Origin of the sequence: Paraburkholderia sp. BR10954 (assembly GCF_040965775.1) — a bacterium.
GTDB lineage: Bacteria > Pseudomonadota > Gammaproteobacteria > Burkholderiales > Burkholderiaceae > Paraburkholderia > Paraburkholderia youngii.
In genome coordinates this window covers 111,391-133,021 of sequence record NZ_JBFRCK010000024.1, presented here as the reverse complement: position 1 = coordinate 133,021, position 21,631 = coordinate 111,391, and the positions used below count along the sequence as shown (strand labels likewise).

Below are 21,631 nucleotides of genomic sequence, written 5' to 3'. Positions count from 1 at the left end.
GGACTGCCCGGCGCCCGCCACATAACCATATAAATCTTTCTGGAATGGCCAAAGAAATACCCTGTTTCAATCTGATTTAATTAACCCATTCCAATAGATTTTTTCTCGATTTTCTTTTCCCTAGAATCGATTGCACTTCAGTTGCGACGCGAAGGGCGCGCCTGTTCGCCGGCTATCCGTTGCGAACCGCGCGGCCCTTCGCCCGGCCCATCCGCTTTACACCATGGACGGTTCATGACAGCCAGCGCATTGCCCCTCGCGCCCTCCCATTCCCGCATCGTGCAACTCGACGGTCTGCGTGCGATCGCCGTGCTCGCGGTGTTCGCGCAGCACGCGCTGAAAGCGCCGCTATGGATGGGCGTCGATCTGTTTTTCGTTTTGAGCGGCTTTCTCATCAGCGGCATCCTGCTCGATCGCAAGTCGCGTCAGCAGTCGTATTTCAGCTATTTCTATGCGCGGCGCGCGCGCCGCATCCTGCCGCCGTACCTGCTGCTGATGGCCGTGTCGTCGGTGCTGTTCGGCCTCGCGTGGGCACAGCACTGGTACTGGTACGCGTTTTTCGCGACCAATATCGGCGATGCGCTCAATCAAAGCGGTCACGATAGCCTCAACGTGCTGTGGTCGCTCGCGGTCGAAGAGCAGTTCTACATCTTCTGGCCGTTCGTGATCCTGCTGGTACCCGAGCGTCTGCTCGGCGGCGTGGCGGCGGCGCTGATCGTGCTGGTGCCGCTGCTGCGCGCGCTTGCGACGCCGTGGCTCGATTCGTTCTGGCCGATCTATTACCTGACGCCGTTCCGCATGGACCTGCTCGCAGCCGGCGCGCTGCTCGCGGTGGCCGTGCGGCGTGATCGCAATGCGCTCGAACCGTACAAGGGACTCGCGGTGCTCGGCGCGCTCGCCGCTCTCGCGGTGCTGGCATGGCTGCATCTGCACTTCCCGCGTTTTCGCGCGGCGAACACGCCGTTGTCGAATGCGGGGCTCTATAGCGTGTCGCTGGTGCTTTGCACGTCGATCGTGGTGATCGCACTGCAGAGCAAGGGCATCGTCAAGCGGCTGTTGTGCAACCCCGTGCTCGTTTATATCGGCACGATCAGCTACACGATCTATCTGATCCACCTGAGCGTGCTGTACATGGTGTGGCCGCTGCATCTGAATCGCTATCTGAGCGCCGTGATCGCGCTCGCGATCACGCTCGTGTACGCGAGCATCACATGGTTCGCGTTCGAGAAGCGCCTGATTTTCGCCACGCGCGGCACGAGAGCGACGGCGACTGCCGGCGCCAGCGTTGCGCGGCAAGCACCGCAAAGCCGCGCATGAACCGCCTGGCCGTTGTTGCTGCCCACGTGCTGGGCGTCGTGTCGGCGCTGACGTTACTCGCGCCGACAACGAGCGCGGCCGTGGACGAGCCGCCAACGTCATCGCCGTCGCAAGTGCTGATCGACGCGTACGGCGATTCGACCACGCTCGGCATCACCTGCAGCGATGGCCACTGCGGCCCGCAAGCGCGCAATGCCGCCACGTATCTGCAGCAGGCGTTGCAGGCGCATGACGGCGAGCGCGTGCGCGTCACGAACTACGGCGTCGGCGGCACGATGGCCTGGCAGTTGCGCGACGGCACCGGCAATCGCCGCGCGGGAACGACGGCGGGCCTGCCGTGGCGCGAACGTCTCGCCGCCTCGTCCGCGCGAATCGTGCTGATCAACTACGGCATCAATGAAGTGATGCAAAACCAGACGCCCGAGCAGTTCTACTCGGCCGAAACATCGCTTGTGCAAACGGCGCGAGCACTCGGCAAGCAGCCTGTTTTGCAGACCTCGAACCCGATGCCCGATAACCGGCTCAACGCGAAGCTGGCGACGATGGTCGCGATGACGCGACGCGTGGCCGCCGAACAGCGGGTGCCGCTCGTCGATCAATACGCGTATGTGAGCGGCCTGCCCGACTGGAAATCGCTGATGTCGGACGGCGCGCATCCGAAATCGGAGTTGTACCGGCTGAAGGCCGAACAGGACTATCGAGTCGTCGAACCGTTGGTGCGGCGACTGCTGGACGAAACACATTGAGCCACGCTTTTACGCGCGTTCCGTTCTTTTTTCATTCACAAACTAGAAGGCAAACTATGAGCCAACCACGCAAAGCGATCATCACCGGCGTATCCGGACAGGACGGCGCCTATCTGACCAAGCTGCTGCTCGACAAGGGCTATCACGTGACCGGCACCTACCGGCGCACGAGTTCGGTCAACTTCTGGCGCATGCGTGAGCTTGGCGTGCTCGATCATCCGAATCTGCGTCTGGTCGAACACGACCTCACCGACCTCGGCTCGACGCTGCGTCTGCTCGACGGCACCCAGGCCGACGAGTTGTACAACCTCGCCGCGCAGAGCTTCGTCGGCGTGTCGTTCGACCAGCCGGTGACCACCGCCGAAGTGACCGGTGTCGGCGCGCTGAATCTGCTCGAAGGCCTGCGTATCCTGAGCCCGAAGACGCGCTTCTACCAGGCGTCGACCTCCGAGATGTTCGGTCTCGTGCAGGCGGTGCCGCAACGCGAAAGCACGCCGTTCTACCCGCGCAGCCCGTATGGCGTCGCGAAGCTGTTCGCGCACTGGTCGACGATCAACTATCGCGAGTCGTACAACCTGTTCGCGAGCAGCGGCATTCTGTTCAATCACGAATCGCCGCTACGTGGCCGCGAATTCGTCACACGCAAGATCACCGACACGGTCGCGAAGATCAAGCTCGGCAAGCAGGACGTGCTCGAACTCGGCAACCTGAGCGCGCAGCGCGACTGGGGCTTTGCGCTCGAATACGTCGAGGGCATGTGGCGCATGTTGCAGGCCGACGCTCCGGACACCTTCGTGCTCGCGACCGGTCGCACCGAAACGGTTCGCGATTTCGTGCGCATGGCGTTCACGGCGGCCGGCTTCCAGCTGGAATGGTCGGGCAAGGACGAGCGCGAGACCGGCATCGATGTCGCAACCGGCAAGACGCTCGTGCGCGTGAACCCGAAGTTCTATCGGCCGGCCGAAGTGGACCTGCTGATCGGCTGCGCGGACAAGGCGCGCGACACGCTCGGCTGGCAACCGCAAACCTCCCTCGAACAGCTGTGCCAGATGATGGTGCAGGCGGACATCGCACGCAACGAGCACCACGAGACGTTCTAACACGGCATCCGTGTGCGGCGGGTTCGCCGCACACTATTGCGTCAACCCGCCAGTTTGCGGAACGTCTCCAGCACCGCATCGCCCTTGAACGGCTTGACGATCCAGCCCTTCACGCCGGCGGCCTTGCCGCGCTCCTTCATTGCTGGGCTGCTTTCGGTCGTCAGCATGATCACGTTGACGGTCTTGTTCGCGAGTTCGCCGCGAATTTTTTCGACCATCGTCAGGCCGTCCATGTTCGGCATGTTCACATCGCTGACGATCAGGCGGATATTCGAATCCGTCTTCAGCTTCGTAAGACCATCCTTGCCGTCGATGGCGGTCGCGACGTCCAGACCGTTTTTCGCCAGAAAGCCCGCCACTTCTTCGCGTACCGTGCTCGAATCGTCCACCACCAGAATCTTTGCCATAGCCATTCCCTTGCGCCACCGACGCGTAGTATCAAAACAGATCCAGTTCGCCGGACTCGACCAGATCGTCGACATCCACCGTGTTTTCAGAAAAATCTTCGGGTGACCAGCTCAGGTTGAAAACGAAGCGCTGGTCGATCGACACCGATTGTCCGCTCGCCGCGTGGCTCCATCGGTATTGAAACCGCAACTGCGGATTGTCCGAGCCGAACGAGATATAGCGGTGCTGGTGATTGACGAGCAGAGGCACCTGCACCTGGCTCGCTTCGCGAGCGTTCCGCGCAGCGAGGAACCGGTCCTTGAACGCGCCCCAGATCAGATTCGTCAATTCGCCGAGCACGTCGTTCAGATCGCGAAAGCCCGCTTGCGCCGCGCCCATGCCGGGACCGCGTGCGGCGCGATCGCGCTCGATCATGCAGAGCAGCGGTTCCTCTTCGGCCTGCATCAACATATAGCCGCGGCACCAGGCGCCTTCGAGCGGAATCAGGCTGAACACCTCGCCGAAGATGATGCGATCGCGTACGACGCTCGGTGTGTCGCGTTGCACGGTGACGCCATCGAATAACGTGGCGAGCCGCGCTTCCGTGATCTCGGCGATACCGCGCACGAGCGCATTCGGGAAGTCGAGGCTGAAGATGTATTGATCGACGGCTTCACGCAGCGCCGTCAGATCGGCGCCATAGAAATGCGCGCATGCCGCGTTCTTCAACGGCTTCGGAAGCTGTTCGACGGGCAAGTTGCCGCTCGAACGCAGGATCACCGGCAGTTCGGGGCGCAAGATATTGATCCGCGCCGCGGTCGTCGCCGCCTGTTCGACCGATCCACCGTAGTTGTCCGCCAGCAGAACGCCGCCGAGATCGATATTGGTGGCAAGCACCGAGCCGAGGCGGCTGCTGTCGCGCACCTTCAGTGCAATCAGGTTGTGCTCGTCGAAAAAGAGCTTCAGCGCCTGCGCGTGTGCCGGACAGTCGTCGAGCACGAGCACCTTGCTGACGGGCTTGCTGGTATTCATCGTGTTTCAGTCTGCGAATGCAGTGTTGCTAGAAAAGTTCGAGTACGCCAGCGGCCTCGTCAGCCGCCGCGAATTCAGCCTTAAAATCGAGTGGCGCCTGCGCGCATATGCATAACGTCACGCCCAGCCGGGCCGCAGCGCCGATCGTCAGCTCGTACGCCCACACGTGATCGGGCCGCAACTCGTCCAGATACTCGATACAGCTGCTGTTCAATTCATACGGCGTCGACATGCCGAGATCGGGAAAATGCTCGACCAGTTGCTGGTTCATGTAGCCGCAGCAAAGGTTGCCGAGTTCCATCAGCGTTTCGGACAGCGAACGCGTCGTGTCGCCGCTCGCGTAGTACGCGCGCGTTGCTTCGTCCTTGCTGAAATGCAGCACGAACAGCAGACGAAAACCGATCGACGAGATCGTCAGCGCCATCGCGCAAGGTCCGGGCGGATGATCGCGATCCCCCCTCGGCACCGCGCTGATCTCGCACGCGTCACCCGGCGTCGCGGGCAATCTCGCGCGAGCCGCGTGACAGAAGATGTCCGCGATGCTTTGCAACGCCTGATCTGTAATCACGCTGCGGCCTGCTCGAGCCTGGATTGAAACTGGGTCGCCAGCGCCTCGACGCCGCCGAGCGACGCCGTGATCATCTTGCCGCCGGCCTGGATGTCCTGGAACGTCGCCGCGGTCGTCAGATCGTTGCGATGCAGACTCTCCTGATAGCTCTTCGACAGTTCCTGCGAGCGCGACGCGAGCGAACGCACTTCGCCCGCGACGATCGAAAAGCCGCGACCCGCGGTGCCGGCGCGCGCCGCTTCGATCGACGCATTCAGCGAAACGATCAGCACGTGCTGCACGATCGACGACAGCTCCTGGTTCTTTTTGTGCATGTCGCGGTTCTGCGACATCAGCGAAATCATCTGCTCGTGCCAGCGCTCGAACGTGATCGTCAGCGTCTTCAGTCGGGCGGCCTCGTGCGCGATCCGCGTCGCATGCTGCAGCCATTCGTCGCTTCGCGTGCTCGCGGCGTCGAGGCTCGCCTGCAATGATTCGCGCTTCCGCTCGCCCTGCTCGGCCTGCGCGCGCAGATCGGCGAGCATCGCCTCCAGGGCGGCGCGCTCGCCGTTGGCCCGCTCACCGGCCTGGAGCGCTGCGTCGAGTTGCTGTTCGAGGGCTTGCCGCGCGAGCGTGTCGACACGCTGCGTTTCCGCACTGGCGCGAAGCCCCCGACGATAATAAATTCCCGTCGCGAGCGCGCAGACGATACCGCCAACGCCTGCGGCCACAAGATAACTTTCAAACACAACCTGCTCCCATCGCTTAGTTCAATCGATCAGGCGATCAGCCTGCTACCGCATCCGCGTCACGCTCGCGCGCTGCATCGGTGGACGCATCGAGACTGTCGACCGCCCAGTCCTCGGGGAACGACACGACGGTCTGAAAGCGGCGATAGTCGGCGCCGCGACGATCGTCGGTGAAACGCAATTCGATGCGGCCATGCTCGCGCCGCACGAAATCGCGCACCGCATCCATGCCGACGCCGCGGCCCGAAATCTCGCTGACGCTCTGCGCGGTCGAAAAGCCGGAACGGAAGATCAGCTCGGCAATCGCTTCGTCGCTGAGCACGGCATCGGCGTCGATCCAGCCGCGTTCGATCGCCGCGGCACGGATCTTTGCGAGCGCGAGACCCCGGCCGTCGTCGCTGATGGTGATCTGCAGCGCGTGATGGTCGATGCCCACTTCCAGCTCGATGACGCCGGCCGCGTCCTTGCCGTTCGCGATACGCTCGGCGGCGGGCTCGATGCCGTGATCGACCGAATTGCGCAGCAGGTGGGTGAACACATTACGGAGCGTATTGCTGACCTCGCTGCGCACGCGGTAGCCGTTGTTGTCGATGCTGACGATCGGCGCTTCCTTGCCGAGTTCGGCCGCCAGAGACGGCAGCGATTCGAGCACGCCCGCGAGCGCTTCGTAGATCGATTCGGTGCCCAACAGGCGCAGCTCACGCTGCAACGATTCGCGCATCGACACGAGTGCGTCCCGGTCGGCCGGATCGGCGCTTTCGAGCAAGTCCAACTGCTTCTGGATCAACTCGCGATCGACCATCAGGTAGCGATCCACCGCGCCGTTCTGGCCCGGACCCTTGCGGCCGAGGCTCACTTCGTTGATCGTCGCGTAGGTTTCGAGCGCGGCCTTCACGCGCTGCAGATCGTCGATCAGAAGCTGCTGGTCCCACGCTTCGCCGCCGTCCGCGCGGCGCAATGCGTCGTACCGCTGTTCGGTTTCGTGGACGACGCCGGTCAGATGCTGAAGGCTGTAGGTGCGCGCATTGCCCTTGACGGTGTGCATGTTGCGGAACAGCTCGGCGACCGCTTCGTGACTCGGCTCGTGATGCTGACGGATGATCCGCTCGTTCTCGCTGATGAAGCCCGTCGCACTTTCGACGAAGTGATGGAACTTCTCCTGGCTCACCGCGAGAATCTCGCCGATCATTTCCAGCCGGCGCTTCTGTTCGCCGGCCTCGGCGGCGAGCGCGCGCAGTTCGGTCACGTCGCGCACGCACAGCATCAAACGCTGCACGACGTCGTGTTCGTCGGTGATCGCCGACCAGCTCAGGTCGAGCGTCTTCACGCGGCCATCGGCCATCGGCTTGGCGATCTCGTTGACCAGCAGGTGCTGATTGAACTCGAAGTTCATGCTGTCTTCACCGATACATGCGTGCAGCGCCGCTTCGATCTGCGCGAGCTCATCGCTGTTGATACCGGTGCCGCCGAACACGAGGTCGAGCAGCGGACGGCCCGCAATCTCGCGAGTCTCGAAGATCGCCTCCAGATACGCGGAGTATTCCGGATGCACGACCACGCCTTCGACCACCGTCAGAATCCCCTGCTGCATGTTTTGCAGCATCGCCTGGATATCGGCGGTTTTCTGCTTCAACTGCAGCGAGCTTTGCTGGATCTTCTCGATCATGCCGTTGAACGCGACGATCGAATGACCGATCTCGTCCATGCGGCCGACCGGCACGCGGCGCGTGAAGTCCTGGCTTGCCGCGATCTCGCTCATCTCCACCTGCATGCGGCTCAGCGGCCGGGTGATCTGGCGATACAGCAGCGCGCTGATCAGCAGCAGCACGACGATGGCCGCGCCGGTCGCGGCGCCGATCGCCGTCGTCGTGGTGGCGAGCGCGCTGTTCAGGTCGTCGATCGCGGCGTCTTTCTGGCGGTTCTTCTCGATTCGCAGCGTCTCGACGATGCCTTCGAGTTCATCGCGGTATTGCGCGACGTTCGCGAACAGATACGCCTGCGCCAGTTCGTTCTTGCCGTCGGCTTTCATCTTCGCGGTGTCGTTGACCGCGTTGAAATAGTTGGCGAGGCTGTCGCGCGCCTGGCTCACGAGCCCGGTTTGGGCCTGACCTTGCGCGGCCTTCGCCTGCACGTCGAGCGCCGCGCGCAGCGACGCTTCCTTGCTCTTCACCAGGTCTCGCGCCTGCGAGACCATGTTCTCGTCAGGCGCATAGACGAGCGTCATCATCGCGAGCTGCACGTCCTTGAGCTGCGACACGAGGTCGGCCGACGCGAGCGCGCTCGGCACGACACCCTGGGTAACCTGTCTGACGTTGGCGGCGCTGTTGCGAGTCTGAAGCACAGCGTATCCACCAATGGCGGATAACGCGACGAGCATCAGAATGACGAGTAGCGTGATGCGGTGACGGATGGTCATCTGAGAATCCCCGAGGTCTGAAAATACAAGGTCCACGCATTGAGCGGGACGCCCGTGTGTTTTTGTACTTTCGGGCGCGGGGATTATCGTCGCGGATGTGTGACGTCAACGTGACGAAGTCGACGCCGGACCACACGTTTTAGGGATTTGAAAAATAAGGTCGATAAATTCGTGAATCAGGGCTGATCCGGGCTCAAGTTCGCAAGAAAAATGCCGTTATTAATGGCCTTTTTCGTTGGCCCGCTGCGCTTCAATGCAGTGCGTCCCCCGCGATCGCTTCGGCATACACCGCCGCGACCCGCTTCGCGATTACCGCGTTATCGAAGCGCTCGCGCGCATAGCGGCGGCATGCATCCTCATCGGGCAGCTTTAGCGTGCCGTTGAACGCGCCGGCGAGACCCGCGGCGATCGCCGCTGCGCCGGTCTCCGGCAACACCAGATCCGGCGACAAGCCCGCCACCGCTTCAGGCAATCCGCCGACCGGCGTCACCAGCACCGGCGTGCCCGACGCAAGCGATTCGACCGTGATGAGCCCGAAGCCTTCCAGCGCGACAGTCGGCACGACGCTGAGATTGGCCGCACGATATAGCGCCGCGAGATGCTGATCGGGCACGAAGCCGAGCAGCTTCACGTTGTGTTCGAGCCCCGCGTCGTCGATGCGCGCCTGAAGCTCGCTTTCGAGCCGCCCCTTGCCGGCGATCAGCAGCAGCACGTCGGGCGCGCTGCGTTTTACCAGCTTCACCGCATCGATCAGATCTTCGAGACCCATGCGCCGCACCAGCCGTCGCACCGCCAGCACGATCGGCCGATCCTGCGGCAATTGCAGACGCAGACGCGCTTCGGCCTGCGTGATCGGCAGATTGAACTGCTCGACGTCGACGCAGCCCGGCACCACGCGCACGCGCTCCGGTGAGATGCCGTAGCGCGTCGTCAGGATCTTGCCGAACGCGTCCGACAGTACGATCAGCCGCGACGAACGCGCGTACACCGACTGCTCCAGATAACGCTTCGCGCGCTGGCCGAGCGAATCGGCGCCTTCGACGTGGCTCTCGTCGGCCCACGGCCCCTGGAAATGCGACACCTGCGGAATGCCGCGCGTCACGTCGAGGCCCGGAAACGTATAGAGCGCGAAGTGCGATGAAATCACGTCGGGCCGCGACCGGCGGATCTCCTGGCGCAGCGCGCGGCGTGCCGCCATCAGCCGCAACGGCAGCGATTGCGCGGCGGAGCCGAAACCGTTGATCGCGCCACCGGTATCGGCCGCGACTTTCGGCGAGCCGGCGACGACGCCGCGCACCGCGACGCCCGCGCCCGGCAGCGCGCCGACCAGCGAGTAGTACATGCGGTCGAGGCCGCCCGCGCGTTCGGGAAACCAGTGCATCCCGATCTGCAGTGATTTGATTGAGCCAGTCGTCATGATGGTGTGCCCCTGTGTGTTGCTTGCGGTGAGTTGCTATGTCGTTGCGTGGATGGCGCGGCGCGCGCGTTCATTCCACGCTCTTCTGTCCGGCGAGTTGATTCAGCGTCAGCGCATCGTTCTGCGCGACGGCCGTCGCCTCCGTCTGGATGCGCCGGCGGTTTTCCTGCTGCCCGGCCAGTTGCCGGTACAGCGCGATGTATTGCGCGGCCATGCGCGCCCAGCCGAAGCCGGTTGCGAGCTCGCTCGCGGCCTGGCCCATCGCGCGGCGCGCGGTGTCGTCGCCGGCGAGTTGCGCGACCGCGCGAGCGAGCGCCTGCGGGTCGTCCGGATCGTCGAGCACGATGCCGCACGCCGGCGTGATGATCTCGGCGCCGCCCGCGGTGCGCGCGGTCACGACGGGCAGCCCCGCCGCCATCGCTTCGAGCAGCGACAGACTCATCGCCTCGTAGCGCGACGGAAACACGAACGCGTCGACCGAATGCATCAGCACTGGCATCTCCTTCACGAGCCCGAGAAAATGCACCCGATGCGCGATGCCGAGCGCCTTCGCTTGTTCCGGATACGGGCTGCCCGGCAGAAAGCCGGCCACCGCGATCTGCACGTGCTCGGGCAGATGCTTCAATGCGGCGAGCACGGTGCCGAGATTCTTGCGCGGGGTGCGCAGATCGCCGACGAACAGCAGCAGGAACGCATCGTCCGGCAACCGAAACTTTGCGCGATCGCCGCTCGCCGCCGCGAAGCCTTGCGTGTCGACGCCGTTGTAGATCACGTCCACGCGGTTGCGCGGCGTGAGGCCGATCGCGCGGATTTCGTCGGCGACCTTCTGCGACACCGCGGTGATCACCTTCGAGCGCCGGTACGCCCAGCGTTCGAGCAGCGCATTGCAGCGCGTATAGACCGACTGGTACGCGGACCACACGCCCTTCGTCAAACCGAACGGGTAGTACTTGCTCGCGAACCAGCCGCTATGCACGAAATGCGAGGTATTGACGTCGGCGCGCATCCACGTGATGAAGCCGTTCACGTGCAGCACGTCGTAGTCGCGCCTATGCGCGCGCAGCCATAGCGCGCTCTTGAGAGCGAACACCTGCTGGCGCAGCAGATTGGTTGGCCACCAGCGGCCGATCTTCACCGGCGCCCAGCGCACGTTCGGATGCGCGAGCAGTTCGGGCGCCACGTGCGACGCGACCAGCGTCACGCGGATGTTCTCGTCGAGCGCCGCGCGCGCGATCTCGTGATTGACGCGCCCCTGGCCGTCGTTATGACGCACTACGTGCGTGACTATGGCGACTCTCAATCCGTGCCTCCGTGGAGAAATAGCGTGCGTGCACGGTTCATTTTTTCGTAGTGAACCGCGGAAAGAATCGAAAAAGCGCCGATGAAAAGCAGCAGGCCGCCGGTGCCGACCAGCGAGTTCGTGAACACCAGCATCGCGAAGGTCGCAAGACACAGGCTCAGGCACGAGGAGACGAACTTGTCGTCGCGCAGCCTGAACGACGCGAGCACCGCGCGCGTCAGCAGCCACACGATGCCGGACATATACAGCAAGGTGCCGGGCCAGCCGAGCACGAACGGAATGTTCATCACGCCGCTGTCGAAGTTGCCGTACTGGCCGAGCTGGCCGCCGTCGTTGGAGAGCTTCGTGGAGGTGCCGGTCGCGCCCATGCCCTCGCCCGACACGTCGGTAAACGCGGTCTTCGCGAAGGTCGCGTAGAACTCGTTACGCGCCGCGTAGCTCTGGTCGTCGTGCAGGTTGACGATCGTGTTCAGGCGCGCCTGCATCCGTTCGGCCACCGGACCGACCGCTAGCAATGGGACGCAGAAGCCGGCGAGCAGCACCGCGCTCGCGACGATGCGCACGCGCACCTTGTTGTTCGACTTCACCAGCTGGATGAAGAGCGCGATGACCCAGCCGCCCCACGTCGAGCGCACGAGGCTCAACGCGAACGAGAAGAAGCCGAGCCCGGCGGCGATCCAGCGCACGCGGTGCTGCGCGGCCATCACGAAGACCATCGCGCCCATCATCGCGAACGCGAACGGGCCCGACGAATTCATCGTGCTGAACACGCGCACGCCCATCGGCACCGGGTCGCCCTGCGAGTTCATCTGCGAGCCGAGCATCCACAGCGCGTCCCACGGCGGCATGATGAAGAACTGGATCAGGCCGTAGCCGCCCATCACCAGCATGCCCCAGATGAACGTGCCCACGATCGTGTCGCGGTACTGCGGATACTGGCGCGTGTGCGCCATGATGTGAAAGCCGATCAGGATCGGATAGAGCCAGTTCGCGAGGTCGTAGGTGGCCGCAAGCGGCCCGCTCGACATCACGCCGATCAGGAACGCGTAGACGAGGCCGAGCAGGATCAGCAGCACCGGCAAACCACGGCGCTGCGCGAGCAGCCGGTAGTAGCGCAGCAGCGACAGGCCGCTGATCATCGTCACGGCGAGCGGCGCGACCTGGATCAGGCTGGTCGGCGTGAACGCGCCTTTCGACCAGTCCGCGAGACGCCGCACTTCGGGGCTCAGGAACCACAGCCACCACATGAAGCCGATATAGCGCGCCGGGCTCTTGAAGTAGAGCCACAGGCCCGTGAGGATCGCGAGCACCGGAAACGCGAGCGTCAGCACCGTGCCCTGATGCGCGACGATCAGCACCGCGGTGATCAGCCACAGCAACAGCGGCGGCAGCCATTCTCGCGTTGCGCCGGACAGCAGCCCGCTCGCATTGGTTTGCGCGGCGCCGGCGTTGCCCGCGCCGGCCGGCGGCAATGGGTTCGCGCGCGGAATCGTCGACATCGCCTAGAGGCCTCCGCGCGATTCGCGCGCAGGTGCGGCGCGTTGCTCGTGCCTGGCCGCGGCCGCGTGCGCGCTCGCCTGCCCGCGCGCGCTCAGCATCTCGCGCGTGATCCGCACGTGCTGCATCGCGTAGTGCTCGGTGGTCAGATCGCGCGCGAGCAGGCCGGCCGCGGCTGCCTGCGCCTGGCGCAGCGCCTCGGCGGGGTCGGCGGCGAGCCGGTCGACCGCGGCGCGCAGCGCCTCCGGAATGAACGGCGGCACGTAGGCGGCTTCGTCGGCGGGAAAATAGTCGCGCAGTGCGCCGACGTCGGTCGCGACCATCGGCTTGCCGACCGCCGCCGCTTCGAGCATCACGGTGATGCCCGATGCGTGCGAGTTCGGTCGCAACGGCACGACGATCACGTCGGCCCAGTCGTACAGCTCGTGCTGCTTCTTGATGCCGGAGAACAGCGCGATCTCGACATTCGACGCGCGCAGCGACGCGGGAATCCGCCGCCGCGTCGCGAGCTTCACCGAATAGCGTGAATCGTTGCCGAACGCCTTGATCAGCGTCTCCCAGTCACGGTCGCGATCGTTGCCGATCGCCGCGATGCGCAGCGGCGTGCGCGGCGTCCACTGCGTCGGCGCATTGACCGGGAAGTCGCGCGTGTTCAGGCCGTACAGCAGCGGCGTCGCGTCGCGGCGGAAGTAGTCCTGGCATAGCTCGGCGTTTTCGCTCGCGAGCGTGGTCAGCCGATCGGCGCGCGTCATCAGCTTGCGATACAGCCAGCTGCGCACGATGCCGTACGACGGCCACTTGTCGAGCAGCCACACGCTTTGCGCGAGCAGCAGCGGCGACGCGCCGGGCCCCGCCTTGCGGCCGCACAGCAGCAGCATCAGCGCGGCGGACAGCCATTCCTGCTCGGTATGCGTCCAGATCACGTCCGAGCGCAGCATCTCGGCGCGATTGCGCCACGTATGGATGAAATCGAAGCCGAGCGCGGCCTTCAGCGCGCGCCGCACGAGCCGTACGGGCCGGCTTTCGCGCGCGTCTTGCGAATAGGTCAGCGCGAATGCTTCGGACTCCGCGTGGTGATAACCGTACAGACAGCCGATATCGTCGCCCTTGCGATAAAAGCGCGGATCGGCGCCGTAGAACAGATGAACATGAACCTTGGTACTCATGCGGACACTCCGCTCTTCGACAGCGCGCGCCGCGCTTCGTGGGCGCCCGCGCGCACCTCGCGCCAGCGCGACAGCTGCAACTGCGCCTGCTTCGACAGCAGCGCGAGCGCCGCATGCGTGAGGCCCGGATAAAGCCGTGTGCCGACCAGCGTCCACCACCACCACGCGGCTTCGCGGCGCAGCGGCGGCAACTGGTCGCGCAGGATCAGATGGAAGTTGAACGCGGCGTTGCGCAGCGCGGCCATCGTCTGCGCGTCGCGTTTGTCGTCGTCGAAACGTTCGGCGGGGAAATGATCGACGGCGACCTGGGGGTCGTAGACGAGCTTCCAGCCCGCGTTCTTTACCGCGAGGCTGAATGCCATGTCGTTGTGCACCTGCGCGCCCGCGCCGCGCAGACGCGCGTCGAAGCGGATCGTGCGCACCGCGTCGCGCCGGTAGCTCATGTTGGCGCCCTTCAGGATGTCGACTTCGCGCGCGGCACCGACCCCCAGGTGATGATTGCCGATGATCTTGCCGTGCGCGGTCACCTTGCCGACCAGCGGCCGCTCGCCGTCGAGCACGCGGCCTTTTTGGTGCACCCAGTCGCGCCCGCCCAAGGCGCCCAGGCGCGCATCGGCTTCGAACGCGGCGGCGATGCGCTCGACCCAGTCGCGGCGCGGCGCGGCGTCGTCGTCGGTGATAGCGATCACGTCGCCGCTGGCGGCATCGAGCCCGCGATTGAGCGCCGCGACCTGGCCGGGTATGTCCACCGGCGCGATCACCAGCGGCAGGCGGCCGCGCGTGGACGGATCGCGCAGGCATGCATGGGTCGCGTCGTCGTCGACACGCGCGACCACGATCACTTCGTCGGGCGCGCGCGATTGCCGCTCGAGCGCCGCGAGGCAGCGCGCGAGATCGGCCGGGCGGCGATAAGTCGGTACCAGTACCGTCAGTTTCATCGTGATGTCCTCGGTTCCTGTTGTGCAGAAGTCGGCGCTTGATTACGCTGCGCGCCTCACGTGCTCAGGTATTCCTGGGTCGCCGCGTAGCCGCGGTCGTAGCCGACCCGCGAGCGCGCCGGCATGCCGTTGAAGATGCCGCCCTGCACGTGCACACCGGCCGCACGCAGGCGCTTCAGCGCGTCGGCTAGCTCGATCTCGCTGTGCATGCCCGAGCGCATCACGAAGAACGTCGAGCCCGCATACGCGCCGATGATCGATGCATCGGTCACCGCGAGCACCGGCGGCGTGTCGATCAGGATCACGTCGTAGCGCTTCGAGAGGCCGTCGAGGTACTGCGGCAGACGCGGCGACATCAGCAGCTCGGACGGATTCGGCGGACGGCGGCCGCACGAAATGAAGGCGAGGCCCTCGACGTTCGACGGGCGGATCGCCTCTTCCAGCGAGATCTGCCCGCTCAGCAACTCGGACAGGCCGTTCTCCTGCGCGCCGCCGATCTGACGTTCGAGCGCGCCGCGCCGCATGTCGCCGTCGATCAGCAGCACGCGCTTGCCCGAATGCGCGAGCAGCATCGCGAGGTTCACGCTGAGGAAGCTCTTGCCGACGCCGGCCATCGGACCCGTCAGCATCACGATGCGATTGCGCGCGTCCATCAGCGTGAACTGCATCGCGGTGCGCAGGCTGCGCAGACTTTCGATCGTCAGGTCCTTCGGCCGCGCATTCGCGAGCACCGGACGCAGCCGTTCGCCGCCGCGCGCATAGCTGTTTTCGAGCTGCACCTGCTCGGCGCTTTGCGGCACGAGGCCGAACACCGGCAGATGGAACGCGCGCTCGACGTGATCGGGGTCGTCGATGCCCTTGAACAGATTGCGGCGCAGGAACACGAAGCCGGTGCCCGCGATCAGCCCGAGAATCACCGCCGCCGACATGATCAGCATCTTCTTCGGCTTGACCGGCGCACCGGGGCGCAGCGCCGCGTCGACGATATGCACGTTGCCGCCCGTGCCCGCCTTTTGCACCGACAGTTCCTGCACGCGATTGAGCAGCAGCACGTAGATGTCTTCGGCGACCTTCGCGTCGCGCTGCAACTGCACGGCCTTCACTTCGGTGGCCGGCAGATCGCGGAAACGGTCCGCGTATTTGGTGCGCTGCGCCTGCAGCTCGGCCATCTGCTGACGCGCGGCGACGAGCGTCGGATGGTCGTCGCCGTAGCGTTCGGCGAGCTGCGTCATCTGCAGCCGCAATGCGGCGATCTGCTGCTCGTATTGCACGCTGCCTTCGAGGTAGACCTTCGCCTCGTCGCTCGCGTTGATCGAGCCGGACTGACGCTGGTAGGCGGTCAGCGCGGCTTCCGCGCGTTCGAGGTCGGCCTTCAGGCGCGGCTCCTCGCTCTTCAGGAAGTCGAGCATCTTGCTCGCGTCGGCCTGCTTGTTCGACACGTGCTGCCGCAGATACGACTGCGCGAGCGCATTGGCGACGAGCGCCGCATGCTGCGGACTCTTGTCCTCCAGCGAGATCTGGATCACACCGGTCTGCTTGCCCTGCTCCTGCACCGTGATCGCCGACTGGAACGCGGTGATCGCGTCGAGATCGTTCGAGCGCACGACCGTGAACTCCTGTCCGGGGCGCGCGACCAGCTGGTTGACGACCATCGTCACGCCGCCGCCCTGCGCCTGCTGGCCGACCTCGCCGCGCAGCAGCAGCGAGCCGTTCGGCGCGAACAGCTCATAGTGCTGCGCGTCGATCACGCGCAGCAGCAGCTTCTCGCCTTCGAGCGACGGCGTCACGTCGATCGAATCGACCTCGACGTCTTCACCGCCCCAGGCGTATGACGTGAGCCCCAGCCACGCGCGTGCGGGCTGGCCCGGCGTGGCGAGGCGCGCGGCGATGTTGCCGAGCAGCGGGATCGTCTTCGGCGTCACGCTGAAGTTCAGTTTCAGCTGCTGCACGACCGGGGCGACCACGCCACGGCTCTTGATGATTTCGATCTCGGCGTCGGTCGGCAGCGACGTCGAGCCGCTGGTGATCGCGGCACCGGTCTGCGTTTGCGTGAGCGCCTGCGACATGCTGTCGGACGGCTCGACGCGCACGTGCGCATCGGCCGAATAAGTCGGCTTGGCGAGGTAGCAGTACGCGAGCGCCATCGTGACGATGACCGCGGTGATCGCGAGCAGCCACCAGATGTCGTCGAGGATCACCTGCACCAGTTGTCCGAGGACGACGTCTTCTTCTTCGGTCTTGATCGGACCAGCCATGTGTGGAGAGAGTTGATTGCTCACTGTTCCATCCCGTGTCGTTGGCTTCGGCTTTCGCGTCAGCGGTACTTCTGCTTTCGTTGCGCGTCCCGCGCCGCCCGGACAACAACGGCGCGCGCGGGACGTTACAGCCCAAACGTTCAGCGCGTCAGCTGCTTCAGATAGAACAGCGTCTGCACGCTCGGCAGCACCTGCTGCAACACGCGGTTGAACGTCGTCGACGCGGCGGTGCCCACGTACACGACGTCGAGCGGCTGCAACTGGAACTGCGAAGACAACATGATCGAGTCCGGCTGCGTCATGTCGAGGCGGAACACCTCGGGCGTGGTCGGATGCTCGCGCATGCCGCGCATCACGAAGATCTGGCGCGGATTGGCGTCGGTATTGAGGATGCCGCCGCCTTGCGTGAGCGCATCGGCGATCGTCATGCGGCCGCGGATGATCGGCACCTGGGTGGGCGTCTTCACTTCGCCCATCACGAAGATGCGGCTGTCGGTGCGGTCCGGCACGTTGACCACGTCGCCGTTCTGCAGCATCACGTCCTGGCTGGTGTCGCCCTGATCGAGCATGCGATCGGCGTTGAGCACGTAGAGCTTGTGGTTGCGCGTGAGGCGCACGCGCTGGATGTCGGCGTCCGGGTTGGTGCCGCCCGAGCGCGTGATCGCGTCGACCAGCGTCAGCGGCACGTCGCTGACCGCGAGCGGTCCCGGCTGCTTCACTTCGCCGGTGACCTGCACCTTCTGGCTGCGATACGACAGCACGCGCACATCGACCTGCGGATTGCGGATATATGGCACGAGGCGCGCGGCGAGCTGATCGCGCAGCTGGGTGGTGGTCTTCCCCGCGGCCTGGATGCGGCCGACGAACGGGAAAAAGATCGTGCCGTCGGCGGCGATGGTCTGGCCGTACGGATCGGCCTGGCCCGGCAGCGCGGCCGTATACGGCTGCTGCAACGCGCCCGCGATCGTCTGCGTGGTGTTCCCGCCCGAGGACAAGGTGCTGCCCTGCGGCGTGGTCAGCTCGGGGTGATCCCACACGGTGATGCCGAGAATGTCCTGCGGCGCGAGGTGGTACACGTACAGCGACGGATCGGACAGCGCCGAGGGGGGCAACGGCTGCGTTTTCTCGGCGGCGGCTTGCGCCTGCGCCATGATCAGGTTCGCGTCGATCAGATGGACCGGATAGGTTTCGCTCGGCGCCTGATCGGTGTCCTTGAGCCGCGACGTGTCGAGATAATTGCCCGGTGCGGTCGCGCAGGCCGACAGAAATGACGTCAGCAGAAGTGAGGCGGCGAGCTTCGTGCGCAAGCTCGCGAATGAGTTTTCGATGCGGGGTTGCTTCAGCATATTTTTTTCAGCCATCCCATGACCAGATGTTCGATGAGCACGAGACTCTCCCTGTATTCGTCTTCCGCGCCGCCGTGCGGATCGGCGACGTCCGAATCGGCTTCCCACTTGCCGAGCGGATAGACCTTGCCGCGCGCGGACGGATCGAGCGCTTCGACCTTGCTCACCTGCGCGCGCTCGCTCACCAGCACGAGATCGGCCGCGCGCACGAGCGAGCGGTCGAGACGCCGCGCGTGATGGAGGCCGGCCGCGACGCCGCGCTCTTCGAGCAGGCGCCGCATCACCGGGTCCATGCCGTGGCCGTTCACCGCGCGAATGCCCGCCGAATGAAACGCGATCGGCGCGGCGCCCGGGCGCGGCGCGCGCGCCTGACGCGCCTTGAACAGCATCTCGGCGGCAGGCGAGCGGCACACGTTGGCGTGACACACGATCAGAACGTTGGCGAACATGGCGGATTTCCTCGCGCGGCGGTCGCAATGGCCTCAGCGGCCGGAGGTTTCCGCGGCGGCGAGGTCCTCCGCATGCAGCGCGCCGTTCGCGCCGACCCGTGCCGGCGCAGTGCGCAACGCGTGCCGCCGGCCGATCGCGTGATACTCGATGCCGAGTTCGAGCAGCACATCCGGCTCGTACAGATTGCGGCCATCGAAAATCAGCGGCGTCTTCAGCATGCGCTTCAGCGCATCGAAATCGGGGCTCTTGAAGACTTTCCATTCGGTCAGGATCACGAGTGCATCGACGCCGCTCGCCGCTTCCATCTCCTCGTTCACGAACGACAGGCGCGCATGCTGCTGCGGCACGTCCTTCAGATCGAGCGCGAGCACGCGCTTCGCTTCGTCGATCGAGACCGGGTCGTAGGCCTTCACGCGCGCGCCGCGGCGCAGCAGTTCGGCGATCAGCTCGCGGCTCGGCGCCGCGCGCATGTCGTCGGTGTTCGGCTTGAACGCGAGACCCCACACGCCGAACGTGCGGTCCGACAGATCCTCGCCGAGACGCGCGACGATCTTCTGCGCGAGGATCTGCTTCTGCGCGTCGTTGACCGCTTCCACCGCTTCGAGAATGCGCAGGTTTGCGCTGTGATCGGCGGCGGTGCGGATCAGCGCCTGCACGTCCTTCGGAAAGCACGAGCCGCCATAGCCGCAGCCCGCGTACAGGAAGTCGTAGCCGATGCGCGGGTCGGAACCGATGCCGCGGCGCACCGCCTCGATATCCGCGCCGACGCGATCGGCCAGATTTGCGAGCTCGTTCATGTACGAGATGCGCGTCGCCAGCATCGCGTTGGCCGCGTACTTGGTGAACTCGGCGGAACGCACGTCCATATACAGCGTGCGTTCGCGATTGCGATTGAACGGCGCATACAGGCGCTTCATCAGTTCGCGTGCCTTTTCGCCGGGCACGTCGTCGTCGCAGCCGAGCACGATGCGATCGGGCCGCGTGAAGTCTTCGACCGCCGCGCCCTCCTTCAGGAACTCCGGATTCGAGACCACCGAGAACATCTGCTCGACGCCGCGCGCGGTTAGCTCGGCGGCGACCACTTCGCGTACGCGCGATGCGGTGCCGACCGGCACCGTCGATTTGTCGACGATCACCTTGAAGCCGTTCATATGGCGGCCGATGTTGCGCGCAGCGGCGAGCACGTACTGCAGATCGGCGGAACCATCTTCGTCGGCCGGCGTGCCGACCGCGATGAACTGGATGTCGCCGTGCGCGACCGCGGCCTCGACGTTGGTGGAAAACGTCAGGCGCTTCGCGCGGCGATTGCGCGCGATGATCTCCTGCAGACCCGGTTCGTGGATCGGCACGCCGCCGTTGTTGAGCACGTCGATCTTGCGTTGATCGACGTCGAGACAGAACACGTCGTGGCCGATGTCGGCCAGACATGCGCCGGTCACGAGGCCGACATAGCCGCTACCGATGATCGTCAGGTTCATGGATTGCACCTCGATAAATAAAGTTGATTCAGGAATGCGCTCGCGCGATGCGCGGCATCGGCGCGGCCCGGCGCTCCACGTTCAATAGGCGTTGCTGCTCGCGAAGCCTTTCCACAGCGTCAGCACGACGATCTTGATGTCGAGCCAGAAGGTCCAGTGCTGCATGTAGTACAGATCGAGCTTCACGCGGCCCATCATCTTTTCGATGCGGTCGGTTTCGCCGCGATAACCGTTGATCTGCGCCCAGCCGGTGATGCCGGGCTTGATCCGGTAGCGGTGCATATAGCCCTTCACCAGATCCTTGTAGATGTCGTCGTGCTCGAGCGCGTGCGGACGAGGACCTACCACCGACATCTCGCCGCGCAGCACGTTGATGAACTGCGGCAGCTCGTCGAGGCTGGTGCGGCGCAGGAACGCGCCGACCGCGGTGATGCGCGGATCGCGCCGCGTCGCCTGGGTGATCTGGCCGGCCGCTTCCTTGTGGACCTTCATCGAGCGGAACTTGAAGATCTCGAACTCGCGGCCGTCGATGCCCTTGCGGCGCTGGCGGAAAAACACCGGTCCCGGCGAGCTGAGCTTCACCATCAGCGCGATCACGAGCATCAGCGGCGACAGCGCGAGCAACGCGCCGAGCGCGAACAGGCTGTCGAACACGCGCTTGGGCAGCACGCGCAGATCGGTGATCGGCGAGGCGGCGAGGTTGATCGCGGGCACGCCGAGCAGCTCGACCATCGGCTGATTGAACAGCGTCAGGCTGCCGACATCGGGGATGAAGCGGATGTTCACGAAGTCGTTGCGCAGATCCCTCACGAAGCGATGGATCGCCTTCTCCTTTGAGATCGGCAGCGCGAGCCACAGCTCGCGGATCGAGCGCTGTCGCACCAGCTCGATCATGCGCTGATAGTCGCGCTCGACCGGCACGCCCGCGACCGCGTGCGCCGCGTCCGGGTCTTCATATGGATTGATCGTGCCGTCCTCGTCGAACACGACCACGGGCGTGAAGCCGGCTTCCGGCCGGCCCTTCATCTGTTCGATCAGGAAGCGCCCGTAAGGCGCGCCGCCGACGATCGCGACCGCGCGCTGATTGAAGCCCTCGCGTCGCAGTCCGCGCAGGATCGAATAGACGATCACCTTCGTGACGACCAGCAGCACGATCGACGCGAGCGCCCAGTACACGAGCCACAGCCGCGACAGGCTGTCGGCGCGGTGCACGCTGAAGCTGATCAGCACGCCGGTCACTTCGACCATCAGCCAGCCGCCCGTGACGCGCGACAGCAGATCGTAGAGCGGCTTGCCGCGCCACGACTGATAGATGCCGAGCGCCGGGAAGAACACCACCACCAGCAGGCAGCCGAACGCGAGCGACACGCTTTGCATATCGTCGAGCCATACCGCTCCGCCGCTGTGCACGGCCGCCGCCACCATCGCGGCGAGCGCGACCATGGCTATGTCGATGATTCTCGCTAGAACGCTCAGCATGCGCCGCCCCT

The 21,631-nt window shown here is 65.0% G+C and carries 18 protein-coding genes; 3 read left to right on the top strand and 15 right to left on the bottom strand.

Features of this window, described 5'->3' with window-relative positions:
- The first annotated feature begins 234 nt into the window (after window positions 1–234).
- Genes AB4Y34_RS28120 through gmd form a run of 3 tightly spaced genes read left to right on the top strand, consistent with a single transcriptional unit; the run spans window position 235 to window position 3,163 of the window.
- Window positions 235–1,317 carry an acyltransferase family protein gene (locus AB4Y34_RS28120; RefSeq protein ID WP_368717867.1) on the top strand — a complete coding sequence of 361 codons (1,083 nt, stop codon included), beginning with the start codon at window positions 235–237 and terminating at the stop codon, window positions 1,315–1,317.
- Complete coding sequence (locus AB4Y34_RS28115) at window positions 1,314–2,063, top strand: SGNH/GDSL hydrolase family protein (protein WP_368717866.1); 750 nt, start codon at window positions 1,314–1,316, stop codon at window positions 2,061–2,063. The genes AB4Y34_RS28120 and AB4Y34_RS28115 overlap by 4 nt, the downstream gene beginning before the upstream one ends.
- 56 nt (window positions 2,064–2,119) lie before the next feature.
- Window positions 2,120–3,163 (top strand): GDP-mannose 4,6-dehydratase, encoded by a 1,044-nt coding sequence (gmd, locus tag AB4Y34_RS28110; protein ID WP_013089460.1) that lies wholly within the window; start codon window positions 2,120–2,122, stop codon window positions 3,161–3,163.
- Window positions 3,164–3,204: 41 nt separating this feature from the next.
- On the opposite strand, the gene AB4Y34_RS28105 is transcribed toward gmd, so the two are convergent.
- From AB4Y34_RS28105 to AB4Y34_RS28035, 15 genes are all read right to left on the bottom strand, one after another.
- Window positions 3,205–3,570 carry a response regulator gene (locus AB4Y34_RS28105; protein ID WP_368717865.1) on the bottom strand — a complete coding sequence of 122 codons (366 nt, stop codon included), beginning with the start codon at window positions 3,568–3,570 and terminating at the stop codon, window positions 3,205–3,207.
- A gap of 31 nt (window positions 3,571–3,601) precedes the next feature.
- Window positions 3,602–4,582, bottom strand: coding sequence for a chemotaxis protein CheX (locus tag AB4Y34_RS28100; protein WP_368717864.1), 981 nt, complete (start codon window positions 4,580–4,582; stop codon window positions 3,602–3,604).
- Window positions 4,583–4,610: 28 nt separating this feature from the next.
- Window positions 4,611–5,150, bottom strand: a complete 540-nt coding sequence (locus AB4Y34_RS28095; RefSeq protein WP_368717863.1) for a hypothetical protein — start codon at window positions 5,148–5,150, stop codon at window positions 4,611–4,613.
- Window positions 5,147–5,878, bottom strand: coding sequence for a methyl-accepting chemotaxis protein (locus AB4Y34_RS28090; protein ID WP_368717862.1), 732 nt, complete (start codon window positions 5,876–5,878; stop codon window positions 5,147–5,149). The genes AB4Y34_RS28095 and AB4Y34_RS28090 overlap by 4 nt, the downstream gene beginning before the upstream one ends.
- Before the next feature lie 37 nt (window positions 5,879–5,915).
- Window positions 5,916–8,294, bottom strand: a complete 2,379-nt coding sequence (locus tag AB4Y34_RS28085) for an ATP-binding protein (protein WP_368717861.1) — start codon at window positions 8,292–8,294, stop codon at window positions 5,916–5,918.
- A 250-nt stretch (window positions 8,295–8,544) separates the two neighbouring features.
- Window positions 8,545–9,711, bottom strand: coding sequence for a glycosyltransferase family 4 protein (locus AB4Y34_RS28080; RefSeq protein WP_368717860.1), 1,167 nt, complete (start codon window positions 9,709–9,711; stop codon window positions 8,545–8,547).
- A 70-nt stretch (window positions 9,712–9,781) separates the two neighbouring features.
- Window positions 9,782–11,011 carry a glycosyltransferase family 4 protein gene (locus AB4Y34_RS28075; RefSeq protein ID WP_368717859.1) on the bottom strand — a complete coding sequence of 410 codons (1,230 nt, stop codon included), beginning with the start codon at window positions 11,009–11,011 and terminating at the stop codon, window positions 9,782–9,784.
- Complete coding sequence (locus tag AB4Y34_RS28070; protein WP_368717858.1) at window positions 11,008–12,510, bottom strand: glucose-6-phosphate isomerase; 1,503 nt, start codon at window positions 12,508–12,510, stop codon at window positions 11,008–11,010. The genes AB4Y34_RS28075 and AB4Y34_RS28070 overlap by 4 nt, the downstream gene beginning before the upstream one ends.
- Before the next feature lie 3 nt (window positions 12,511–12,513).
- Window positions 12,514–13,674 (bottom strand): glycosyltransferase family 4 protein, encoded by a 1,161-nt coding sequence (locus AB4Y34_RS28065; RefSeq protein WP_176108557.1) that lies wholly within the window; start codon window positions 13,672–13,674, stop codon window positions 12,514–12,516.
- Window positions 13,671–14,612 (bottom strand): glycosyltransferase family 2 protein, encoded by a 942-nt coding sequence (locus AB4Y34_RS28060; RefSeq protein ID WP_368717857.1) that lies wholly within the window; start codon window positions 14,610–14,612, stop codon window positions 13,671–13,673. The genes AB4Y34_RS28065 and AB4Y34_RS28060 overlap by 4 nt, the downstream gene beginning before the upstream one ends.
- Window positions 14,613–14,668: 56 nt before the next feature.
- Entirely contained in the window at window positions 14,669–16,867 is a 2,199-nt protein-coding gene (locus AB4Y34_RS28055) for a polysaccharide biosynthesis tyrosine autokinase (protein ID WP_368717873.1), read from the bottom strand.
- A gap of 140 nt (window positions 16,868–17,007) precedes the next feature.
- A complete protein-coding gene (locus AB4Y34_RS28050) occupies window positions 17,008–18,213 on the bottom strand; it encodes a polysaccharide biosynthesis/export family protein (RefSeq protein WP_176377797.1) in 1,206 nt (401 codons plus the stop codon).
- Window positions 18,207–18,662, bottom strand: a complete 456-nt coding sequence (locus tag AB4Y34_RS28045) for an exopolysaccharide biosynthesis protein (RefSeq protein WP_018431976.1) — start codon at window positions 18,660–18,662, stop codon at window positions 18,207–18,209. Before AB4Y34_RS28045 ends, AB4Y34_RS28050 begins: the two co-directional genes overlap by 7 nt.
- 33 nt (window positions 18,663–18,695) lie before the next feature.
- Window positions 18,696–20,141, bottom strand: a complete 1,446-nt coding sequence (locus AB4Y34_RS28040) for a UDP-glucose/GDP-mannose dehydrogenase family protein (RefSeq protein ID WP_176377798.1) — start codon at window positions 20,139–20,141, stop codon at window positions 18,696–18,698.
- Window positions 20,142–20,222: 81 nt separating this feature from the next.
- The gene (locus AB4Y34_RS28035; RefSeq protein ID WP_368717856.1) at window positions 20,223–21,620 is read right to left on the bottom strand and encodes an undecaprenyl-phosphate glucose phosphotransferase; all 1,398 of its coding nucleotides are present in this window, start codon (window positions 21,618–21,620) and stop codon (window positions 20,223–20,225) included.
- Window positions 21,621–21,631 lie beyond the last annotated feature (11 nt).